At 57.4% G+C, this 10,498-nt stretch carries 9 protein-coding genes and 1 pseudogene; 7 read left to right on the top strand and 3 right to left on the bottom strand.

Going from position 1 to position 10,498, the window contains the following annotated elements; all coding sequences use genetic code 11:
• Window positions 1-58: 58 nt before the first annotated feature.
• The 3 genes from HUK65_RS17080 to HUK65_RS17070 form a co-directional block, all read right to left on the bottom strand.
• Window positions 59-1,282 (bottom strand): DEAD/DEAH box helicase, encoded by a 1,224-nt coding sequence (locus HUK65_RS17080; RefSeq protein ID WP_235442238.1) that lies wholly within the window; start codon window positions 1,280-1,282, stop codon window positions 59-61.
• A gap of 1 nt (window position 1,283) precedes the next feature.
• Window positions 1,284-2,207, bottom strand: a complete 924-nt coding sequence (locus HUK65_RS17075) for a WYL domain-containing protein (protein ID WP_179907482.1) — start codon at window positions 2,205-2,207, stop codon at window positions 1,284-1,286.
• A gap of 96 nt (window positions 2,208-2,303) precedes the next feature.
• On the bottom strand, window positions 2,304-3,458 hold the full coding sequence (locus HUK65_RS17070; RefSeq protein ID WP_179907481.1) for a tyrosine-type recombinase/integrase: 1,155 nt from the start codon (window positions 3,456-3,458) through the stop codon (window positions 2,304-2,306).
• 388 nt (window positions 3,459-3,846) lie between these two features.
• On the opposite strand from HUK65_RS17070, the gene HUK65_RS17065 reads away from it, so the two are divergent.
• From HUK65_RS17065 to HUK65_RS17035, 7 genes and pseudogenes are all read left to right on the top strand, one after another.
• Window positions 3,847-4,887, top strand: coding sequence for a hypothetical protein (locus tag HUK65_RS17065; protein ID WP_179907480.1), 1,041 nt, complete (start codon window positions 3,847-3,849; stop codon window positions 4,885-4,887).
• A gap of 24 nt (window positions 4,888-4,911) precedes the next feature.
• Window positions 4,912-5,577: a hypothetical protein gene (locus HUK65_RS17060; protein WP_179907479.1), complete on the top strand. Its 666-nt coding sequence runs from the start codon at window positions 4,912-4,914 to the stop codon at window positions 5,575-5,577.
• A gap of 36 nt (window positions 5,578-5,613) precedes the next feature.
• On the top strand, window positions 5,614-6,177 hold the full coding sequence (locus tag HUK65_RS17055; protein ID WP_179907478.1) for a hypothetical protein: 564 nt from the start codon (window positions 5,614-5,616) through the stop codon (window positions 6,175-6,177).
• A gap of 536 nt (window positions 6,178-6,713) precedes the next feature.
• A pseudogene (locus tag HUK65_RS17050) lies at window positions 6,714-8,073 on the top strand (DUF6880 family protein).
• A gap of 24 nt (window positions 8,074-8,097) precedes the next feature.
• Window positions 8,098-8,754 (top strand): DUF938 domain-containing protein, encoded by a 657-nt coding sequence (locus HUK65_RS17045; RefSeq protein ID WP_179907477.1) that lies wholly within the window; start codon window positions 8,098-8,100, stop codon window positions 8,752-8,754.
• A 207-nt stretch (window positions 8,755-8,961) separates the two neighbouring features.
• Complete coding sequence (locus HUK65_RS17040; RefSeq protein WP_235442235.1) at window positions 8,962-10,191, top strand: MerR family transcriptional regulator; 1,230 nt, start codon at window positions 8,962-8,964, stop codon at window positions 10,189-10,191.
• 30 nt (window positions 10,192-10,221) lie between these two features.
• Entirely contained in the window at window positions 10,222-10,488 is a 267-nt protein-coding gene (locus tag HUK65_RS17035; protein ID WP_179907476.1) for a hypothetical protein, read from the top strand.
• The last annotated feature ends 10 nt before the right edge of the window (window positions 10,489-10,498 follow it).

Here is a 10,498-nt window from a genome sequence, read left to right as displayed (position 1 = left end):
TGTCGGAGCGTCTCATGCCCAAGGTATGACACACCCTGCAGCCGTTGGGAATCTTGCGTCAGGTGACGAACACTAGCCCCTTCGCGTTCTCAGAAATGGAAACAGCAAGGTCGCGGAAATCACGCAGGTCGGATATTTCCTGCTCGATCACGCTCACATCTTCCGGAGAAAGCAATTCGGGCTGATCGTTGCCTTCTGGCCACTCATCTGCCAGCTCGTCGAACTCCTCATAGTCCTCTGCGAGTTCCTCCTCGAGCTTGCTCCGGAGATCCGTATCCTGTTTTAGCTGCCGCTCGAGCTTCCTCGCCAGAGAGTCCAGAGCGCCGGCAATAGCGAAGGTTGAGGATGCGAGCAACTTCCGCATGATCAGCGTCATGAGGGTGCGCTGCGACGAGGGCAACGCGTGGAGAGAAGGTCTTCGCAGGTAGTCCGAAACCATGTCGTAGAGAGTCTGCTCCGCTTCGGTCGGAACGAACTCCTGCGTGATAGGAATTCGATTTGTGTAGCGGATGTATTCGAGCACCTGGCGGCGGAGCGTGCGGTGGCAAACCGCTTGTAGGCGTTGCTTCAGGTCGTCAAACTGATCATCACCAGTTAGCCGGGCGTACTTAGCTCGAAAGCTTTTGGCGTCGCCGAAGGTGAAATCATCAATCAAACTTACGAGCCCGTACAACTCCATGAGCGAGTTCTGTAGCGGCGTGGCGGTCAAAAGAATCTTGGGCGTGTTCACGAGTGCGCTCTTGAGCGTCCGTCCGATCCTATTGTCTGGTCGGTACACGTTCCTGAGTCGATGCGCCTCGTCTATTACCACCAAATCCCAAGGAATAACCATCAATGACTCGGCATGTCGTGCCGCAAATTGAAACGAGCAGATCACAAGGCGGTTCTGATCGAACGGGCTGCGCACGCCGTTTCTAGACATCTTATTGTAGTTCTTGGCCTCGAGGATGAGTGTCGGAAGGAAGAACTTCTCTTCGATCTCTTGCGACCACTGCTTCCGCAGGTTGGCTGGCGTGATGATCAGAATACGACGCTTTCCCTCAGCCCATTTCTGAGCGAGCACCAGTCCAGCTTCAATTGTCTTTCCGAGGCCAACTTCGTCGGCGAGGATAGCACCTTTCGAGAGCGGAGACTTGAATGCGAACAGTGCGGCTTCAACTTGGTGTGGGTTAAGGTCGACTTGGGCATCCAAAAGCGCTCCGGCAAGCTTTTCGTTGTCGGCAACCGAATGCCGCTTGCTCAATTCATACGCGAAGAGCTTGGAATGAAAGTCCGTGATCAATTCAGCTCTCCAGCACTTGACTTGCGGGACTGGAGGAACTGCCGACAGAGGAAAAATGGGGACGGACCTGATCTTGGTTCAGGAGCACGATTTGCTGATCTTTTGGGCTCCTCGCTGCCGGATCGGTATCCAGCCCGAGACGCCGGAGAGCGTAGTAGAGCAGCGCGCGCCGGACCTTGATCTTCGCCTTGCCGCCTCGCATTCCGTAGTCGAGCGCGATGACCTTCGCCTGCGTCTCCGAAAGGTCGGGGTGGGGCCCGACCTCAAGCGTGACCTCGGAATGCCAGTCGCGGTCGTCGTCGGCAGACGTTTCACTCTCGCGTGACCCGCGGATATCGAGGATCCGGGAGAGCAGGAAGTCCTTGAAACAATCGTCCGTCAGGCAGAATGCCCGCGTGTGCCAGCGGAACCCGTCGAACGCGATGGCGTGGGGTGCCATCCAGCGCCAACGGGGCTCGGGACTGGACAGTGACTGGTACTTCACCTCAATCGCCTCGGAACGGCGGATGGCTCCGACCACCGAGCGAAGCGTCACCGGATTAACGCCACGCACGGGCGTCGGCGCAGACGAGTAGGGCGGCAGCTCCGGGATCCAGCAATCCTCCTGGTCCATGACGTTGTCCGCAACCAGACGAAGCTGAGACAAGTAATGCGCGGCGTCGGGCTCGCGGAAATGGCAGGCAAAGCCATTGCCGCGGACATAGGTGCGCGCGCTCTTGTCGTAGACCATGTTGTCCGGCGCCAGCGAGATATAGCGATTCAGGTCGGCGGACGCCTGGTTCACCGAGACGCCGAATTGCTGCATCACGTCGATACGATTGACGTGCCCCTCCCAAAACAGGCGGAACTCGATGAACTCGAGGCGTTGCTCGACGCCCCAGCGCAGTTCAGCCTTGCCCTCGCCCACGTCACTCTCCCGGCCCATCCTGAGCGCACGCCAACTGTGCGCGCCCAATTTCTGGACCTACCGTATCGGCGAGAGCCTTCGCAATCAATCGAAAAGGGTCGTTCCCGCGCGGGATTATCCCAAGGATTGCCTGAGGTTCTGTGCCACCGCATCCGCCGCCATTCGCAGCGGTTCGGCGGCGAGATGAGCGTAGCGCGCCGTTGTCTGGACCTGAGTGTGGCCGAGGAGCTTGCCGATCATCGGCAGGCCCTGACCCGAAGCGACGGCCGTGGAGGCAAAGGTGTGCCGCAGATCGTGGATGCGCACGTCCTTGACGCCAGCCCGGGCGCGAACGCGCTGCCAGAAGGGTTGAAGGTCGCTCAAGCGCTTGCCCTGCAGGGTGCCGGCGATGACCCAAGGGTTACCGTCAAGGCGCTGGGCGTCGCGCAGCAGGTCGACGGCGGGCTGGCCGAGATGAACGACCTTGGCGCCGGACTTGGAATCCGGCAGGCGCAGAATGCGCTCAGCCAGATCGACGTATGCCCATTTCAGCGTCATGATCTCGTTCAACCGACAGCCGGTCAGGATCAGCAGGCGCGCTGCGAGGATGGCCGAACGCAGCTCGATCCCCTCTGCCTCCATCTCACGCAGCACCTCGCCGATCCGGCGCAGTTCGGCCGCGCTGAGAAAGCGCTCGCGCTTCTCTTCGGGGTACTTCCGGATGTGCTTTCGCGGATTGGTGCCATCGGGGCGCAGCCCCCACATCTCGGCGAGGCTGAACATCTTCGAGATCACCTCGAGGCAGCGGTTCGCCTGATAGGGGATGTGACGCATGTCGTGATGGAACTTCGCCACGTCCGCCCGGGTGATGCCCGTGACGGTGAACTGTCCGAGTGCGGGGAGGATGAAGCGCCGAAGGTTGCGCCGGTATTCGGTCGCCGTGCTGGTCTTGAGGCGGACGGCGATGTGTTCCTTGTCGAAGCGCTCTGCCAGTTCCTTCACCGTGATTGCTTTGCGCCCCGCGTCCCGCTCGGCGGCGGGGTCCTCGCCATTGCGGGCGGCAGCGATGATGGCGATGGCGCGGCTGCGCGCCTGTTCGCAGGTGAGGACCGTGCTGGGCCCGAGGCTGATGCGCCGAGATCGGCGTCCGGCGCGATACTGGACCACATAGCCCTTGCGCCCGCTCGGCAGCACGCGCAACCCGAAGCCAGGGATGTCGCTGTCCCAGGTGAAGTACTCTGCATCGCGGGCTTCCGCGGCGTCTACGAGGCGCTTGGTCAGCTTGGGCATGGTGGGCGGCCTTCCGATTCTCTTTGCTCTACGGTGCGGAAGGCGTCGCGATAGTCAACGAACACATTGATATTGCGTGGAAAAAGGAAGTTACGCGCGTTTCTGCGTAGGCAATCCTTCGAGACTATCCGGAGAGACGTTAGTTTATGCGAATCACGCGCAACCCAAAGCCGAAGCGGCCGAACGCCAACGCACCTCGAAGATTTGAGCTTGACACCATCATCCCGGCAAACCTAGCCTTGTTAAGGTCTCCCCACTGCGGATGTGATATTCAATGCTATAACTAGGAAATCTTTGGGGCTCAGTTAAGCAGCCGAAGATCAATTGGTGCAATCTAAGCTGATCGGGATTACAGTATTATGGCAAGAAACAAACAAGGGAAGCCTGCATGAGAATGGTTGCTCAGCACGCGCCACATAACTATGTACTTATGGCCAATAACCGACAAGTCGCCGCATGTGCAACCATTGCGAAGTCCTACCCAAATCAGATGGGATTTTTGGAAAGTGAAGAGTTCAAAGATCTCGAAAGAAGGGCAATCGACAGCAGTGCTTCCTTGGCTGTCTTGGCGCCTTGGATGGTCTCTGACCTTACCGGCGGCGACGACAAATACATTGAAGTCATTGCAGCGTCTTGGCGGGCAATATCCCTTTATATTCGCGTTCTGGACCACACTATCGACCGAGATCAACAAGAAGTTGGCTCGCGAGTTGATCTGCTTTACGCATCCACATACTTTTGCCAGGCAGTTTCATTTGCCTGCAATGAAATAGCTCCGAAGGCGAAAGGCCCGATAGACTTTAGAGCGATGTTCGATGCCGCAGACGCGGAAATGATGGACCTACATGCACTGAAGTCAAAAAATGAGCTAAATCTGGAGTGCCTTAAAGAGGAAGAATATTGGCTCCGTGCGTCTGAATTAATGAGGAAAAAGAACTCATCAATTAATGTTCTTGCTCATATGGTTTCATCTGTTAAAGACGGCAACTGCGCTCCTCTTATCCAATTTCTTGATCACTTGGCGATTGCTGGACAGGTTTTCGACGATGTTTCTGATCTAGAATTAGATCTCGCAACCGGGGCAAATAATTGTATTGTGGGTGAGTTGATTAGAATTGAGGGCGCCTCGATTCTGAAGAATTATAGAGAGGCACTTGTTGAGATACAGGATCGGAAGTTGGTTGGTGCGATGCTGCGGCGAGGTTTGAATGAGCTAAAAATGGCGATGAATCTGGCAATGGAGATCGGAGATAGTAGCGAAGACTATAACGCTGATACTTCTGAGGATCTTCGAAATTATCTTAGCTTCGTCTTGCAGCAAAGCGAAAGGTGGCTTGAGCGTAGTGAATGCAGCGGTTACCCTGGTGCTCTGGGAAGTGGGAGAGCTAAAAAATTGGTAGGGAAGCCCGCAATTCTCCTCTCAACTTAGTGGATGTTTGAGGAGCATAGGCTAATGCCGTTACTTATGATTTCCGCGGGCGTTTGGTTGGTGGCCGGAGTGTTATCAATCGCTTATGCTGTAGCAGGGTTGTTGTACAGTCTTCCCGGCGTCGTCGAGTTGAGGGACTGGCTGAGCGGTGCCACGGGTTGGTATATTCCTCTCGCAGCATTTGCGGCGATCTTGCTTGAGGGCACATACATCATTGGCATCTTTTTCCCAGGTGCAACCGTGGTCCTCTTGCTTGGGATATTCTCTGCAATATATGGTGCTAGCCTTCTGGTGGTCACCTGTATCGCGATTTTTTTGGGTTGGTCACTAACCGGCGTCATTAATGCGAAATTTGGATCATTGCTTCACCGCAGATTTCGTGGCGAAGACATTTCTGACGTTCAAGAGGCTGTTGTTGGTTCCAGCCTTGTGTATTCGTGGTTTCCGAATTTTCGGGCTAACTTAGAGGTTGCTCAGGTTGCTCAAGGGCTTTCGGTGCGCGATGTTGTTTTCAAGAGTACGATCATCAAGTTCTTCGTTTCGTTTGTGATGTTGTTGTTGATATTCGTGGTAACAGCTGTTTTCGATGTTGAGATGATAGAAAATGACGAAGGCTTCTTAGCTTTAGCTTTTGTGGGCATTGTGTGTTTGGTCGTTGGCGGCCTCAATGTCGTTCGCGCGCGGAGGTAGCATATGGTCGACGGTTATTTTTGGTGCAGGTGAGAAATGAATTTAGATTGGACTAGGTGTGACACGCCATGGGTCTATATTCCGTCGTTCATTTTCGCACCGGCCTTTTGTATTGGCGCGATTTATGTCCTACCAAACTTCTCAGCGCTCTTTGTGCTGTTCGGCCTCTTGATTTTCTCGTGGTTTGTTATTTTCCTTTGGGTGTTTCGTCGGCATAATGTCCTGATCGCTTTTTCGATCGTGCCCGCCTTGTTTGGGCCGACACTTGCCCAGGTGATTCTGGTGTTTCATGGGTATGACTTGGAGCGCGTTCCGTCCCTGCTTATTCCTTACTGCTTTTTGTGGGCTTCGTTGATTAGCCTGCTTGGCTATTTTTTGTTTGGACCCAAGACGATTGGGTATCTCATTTTCATGAGTTTGGTGTTGATGGTGCTATTCGTGGTGACGACTTTAGTGCCGGTTGATTCATCTTTATCATTGATTGATGGTCCAGAGATTTTCTTGTCGTTAAGTGCCCCAGATGTTTCTTTGCTCTTCGCGGCTCGGTTTGCTCTCGTTGTTATGGTGGTTATGCTTTCGGTGATTTTGCCCGCGCGTTGAATGCGACAACGTACTGTGGAACTTTGAGTCGGTGGTGCTCCGCGGGTTCCATTTTACTAATGGAAGAATGGTTGTGCTACCGCGACCATCAACTAGCGCCCAGGCGGAAGCATTGTGGAAGCAAGAGGGGACAAAGTGCTGCCAGTTTCTGCGCAATCGTGCGGACGGCGCGCGCGGGGCAGGGGGCTCGAAGTGGCGGAAATGTCGAAGGAATACGCAACCGAGCGCAATCGTTCATGGTCCGTTCGACACGGCTCATAACCTGAAGGTCACAGGTTCAAATCCTGTCCCCGCAACCAAATACCTCAAATATATCAACAACTTAAAACCCGAGCGTTTCAATCGTGTAAACGCACGCGCAAAACGACTCAACGCCAACTCAACGTTTTACAAGGCCCCTGTTCCGCAGGGGGCTTTTGCGTTTCGGAGAGCTGTTGATCCGATACCCCAGGGGCAGGGGGCGAGATCAAGATACGGGCTGACATCACCCGGCATTTGCCGATAGGGTGCCCGTGTCCAATCCCCGAGCCCGCGCCATGTCCAAGAAAACTCTCAACAAAGCCAATCTCGAGAAACTCGGCGCTGACAAGCTGGCGACACTGGTCATGGATCTTGTGCAGGGCAATGCCGCGCTTCAGCGGCGCGCGCGCATGGAGTTGAGCGCCGCGCAGGGGCCCAAGGATGTGGCCGCCGATCTGCGCAAGCGTTTTGCGTCGCTGCGCCGGTCCACCAGCTATCTTGACTGGCGCAAGCAGCGCGCGCTGGTCAAGGATCTGGAGAGCCTGCTGGCCATGATCGAGACCAGCATCCTCCCGCATGATGCGCAGGACGGTTTCGAGCTGCTCTGGTCCTTCCTGCAACTCGCGCCTTCCATCCATGAGCGCACCGATGACAGCAATGGCGCTGTCGGTGATGTATTTCGACAGGCGATGGACATGATTGCAGGTCTGTCGCCGCGGATCACGATGGACGCGAAAACTCTGGCCGAGCGCATTCTCGATGCGGTGGCCGATGCTGGTTATGGCGAGTTTGACGGGATCATCCCGGCGACCGCCGAGGCGCTCGGGCCAGAAGGGCTGGAGCATCTGAAACAGATCACCAAGGTCTGGGCGGACACTGCGCCAACGCCCGCCGAGATCGACGCTTATCAGGGGCTCGGGCTGCACTCCTCGCCTGCTGATGCTATCCGCCGCGCGAAGCAATCGACCGCGTCGATCATCCTCGCTGATGTGGCGGATGCGCAGGGCGATGTGGATGCCTATATGGCGCGCTATTCGGCCGAGCAACTGACCTACGGCACCATTGCCCCTGATGTCGCGCAGCGTTTGCTGGCTGCGGGGCGGGTGCAAGAGGCCTATGACATCATCCGGAACGCCATGGCGCGCGAAGCGGATAGCCCGTTTCGTCGGTTCAGTTCCGAGTTGGACGAGGTCTATGAGGACTGCCTTGCGCAAATACCTGAAGCTGCTGCCGGATTTCGATGATATTGAAGCCGAGGAAAAGGCGCTTGAGATCGTCGCGGGCCATCCCCGTCTGAATGTGGCGCTGGACTTCCTGACGCTTTGGCCGTCGCTCGACCGCGCGGCGAAACTGGTGCTGGCGCGGGCCGATGCGCTGGATGGCAATGACTACATGACCCTGAGCCAGGCGGCGGAAGCGCTCGACGCCCGTCATCCGCTGGCCGCCACCCTGCTGCGCCGGGGGATGATCTCGGATACGCTGAGCGGGGCGAAATCCTCGCGCTACCGCCATGCGGCGCGGCATCTGGCGGAATGCGCGAGTGCTGATGCGGCCATCAGCGACTATGGCGGCCATCCTGCGCATGGTCAGTTTGTCGAAACCCTGCGCGCGCAGCATGGGCGGAAATACGGGTCCTGGGGGCTTGTCGATGGATAGATGCGGTCTGAAAGGGTCCACTACATGACAGAATTCGACCCGCTCGCAGACCCCGCAGCGACTGTGGCGCGCCTTCCGCATCTGCGGTATGCCCCGGCCACAGCCCGCAACCGCACGCCCATCGCGGCAGCTCTCGCGGAGTTGCTGCCCGCCACGCCCTGCAGCGTGCTGGAAATCGCCTCTGGCACAGGCGAGCACGCGCTCTGGATGGCGCGCAGCCTGCCGCAAGTGACCTGGCAGCCGAGCGAGGCCACACGAGAGGGGCTTTCTGGCATCAAGGACTGGCGCGCGCTGTGCCCCGACCTGGCGGGTCGGGTGCTTCCGCCCGTGATGATCGACGCCGCCCGCCCGCCATGGCCGGGCCCAGCGGTCGATGCGATCTTCACCGCCAACCTGACCCATATCGCCCCTTGGGCGGCCACCGAAGGACTGATCAATGGCGCTAGCGCGCGGCTGGGGCAGGGGGGATTGCTCCTCATCTACGGCCCGTTCAATGAGAACGGCAGTTTCACCGGCCCCGGCAATGCCGCCTTCGATGCCGATCTGCGCCTACGAAACCCAGAATGGGGTCTGCGCGACGTGGAGGCCATCGACACGCTGGCGCTGGCGCAGGGCTTCGCCACCGCGCCACCCCGCATGATGCCCGCCGATAACCGCTTGCTGACCTATCGGCGCTCGTGAGGCAGCTGAAGTCAACGCGAAGGGGCGGATTGCCGACTGTGACCTTGCGACACGCGTTCTAAGTATTTTCTTTAAGAAGTCGTTTGATCGCTGAGCCGGGAAGTTCATCAACGGGCTCTGGTCTCAGCCGGTTGAGCACCGGGGGGCTTAGCAGTTGGCGTTGACAAACCAAAACTGCATCTTGACCTGTCTATAGCTTCACACTTCATGGATCTCTCCAACATTGAGAATCGGCGAGAGCGAAGACTGCGGATGTATCGGATTTCGGAATTGGCTGAGAGCGTTGGGGTGTCGCGCGCGACGTTGCTCTACTATGAAAAGCTCGGTCTTCTGACTGGAAAGCGGCAGGTGAACGGCTATCGTGTCTACTCTGATGCCGACCGCCAACGGCTGCAGTTCCTGAAGCTGCTTCAGGCGGGCGGGCTGAGCTTACAGGAATGTCACGCATGTCTCGACAGCAAGCTGGATCGAAATATGCTGGCCGAGCGGTTGCGGAAGCTGGAGCGGGAAATCGCGGAGAAGACACGTTCACGCGATCTACTCTCGGCGCTCTTAGGTCAGTCGAGTCTCAGGGACTGGCACGAAGATGTTGAACGAGTGGCGCCTGACCAGCACCGCGTTTGGCTGATGACACAAGGGTTTACAAGAGAGGAGGCCGCGCGGATCGTGTGGCTATCAAAGGATATGAATGCACACGATGATTACATGGCTGGCTTCAAAGAGGTTTTTTCCAGACTCGACTGGTGGGGTCCGGGATCAAATGCGGCGACGCGTCGCGCAATAACTTTGCTACCCTTTTCGCCCGACTTGATCCTTGAGATCGGTTGCGGCCCAGGTATGGCGACTATGACGCTTGCCGAGACGACGAGCGCACGGATTACCGCGACCGACACTGACGAGGATGCGCTCAATAGACTGCGACATCGCGCGTGCGCGCAAGGTCTGGATGACCGGATCGAGGTTCGCAACATCGACATGGAGTTGCTATCGGCAAAAGAGGGGGCGTGGCCTGGGGAGCCCATCGACGTGATCTGGGCCGAGGGAAGCGCCTACATCATTGGCGTGAAGCGCGCACTCGAAGCTTGGAGTGCCCTGCTCCGCCCTGGCGGTGTTCTTGTTTTCTCTGACATGGTGTGGCGCACTGATACGCCTGATGATGCGCTGCGGTCCTTCTGGGCCTCGCAATACCCCTCGATGGCCACACCTGAAAAGCGAATCGCGCAGGCAAAGCGTGCAGGCTACCGCTTGCTCGGCCATTTCGACATGGGTGCCGAGGCGATGGACACCTATTTCCGTCCACTCGAGGCGCGCGTGGGCGTACTTGAGGCGAGCATGGCAGGCCATCGCGTGATCGACGACTTTCAAGAGGAACTCCGCGCCTGGCGCAATTGCGAAGGGCAATTCAACTTCGAGATGTTCGTCCTGCAAAGGCCCTGAAAGCAGATCGGCGCGGCAAAGGAGATATCCATGCAATATTCGACCGAATTTCGAGGGCGCGAGCAGGAGATCGTCGATCTCTTCGCCGCGACTTTCACCGCATCCGATGGCATGGCGGAAGGTGAACTAACTGGGGGGCTCGTGCGCAAACTGATGTGCGGAACACCTCGCAAGGATATCCACCTGTTCACCACATGGGACAACGGCTTGCTGGTCGCCGGTGCCGTGTTGGGGAATGTCCCGGTCGATGTTGAACTTTTTGGGATGAAGGGTGGCGTTGCTCTCCCTGAGCCGTAGGCTCGGGGTG

The organism is Rhabdonatronobacter sediminivivens (genome assembly GCF_013415485.1).
Classification (GTDB): domain Bacteria; phylum Pseudomonadota; class Alphaproteobacteria; order Rhodobacterales; family Rhodobacteraceae; genus Rhabdonatronobacter; species Rhabdonatronobacter sediminivivens.
Note: the sequence above shows the minus strand (reverse complement) of the source record. Positions and strands in the feature narration are given on the sequence as shown.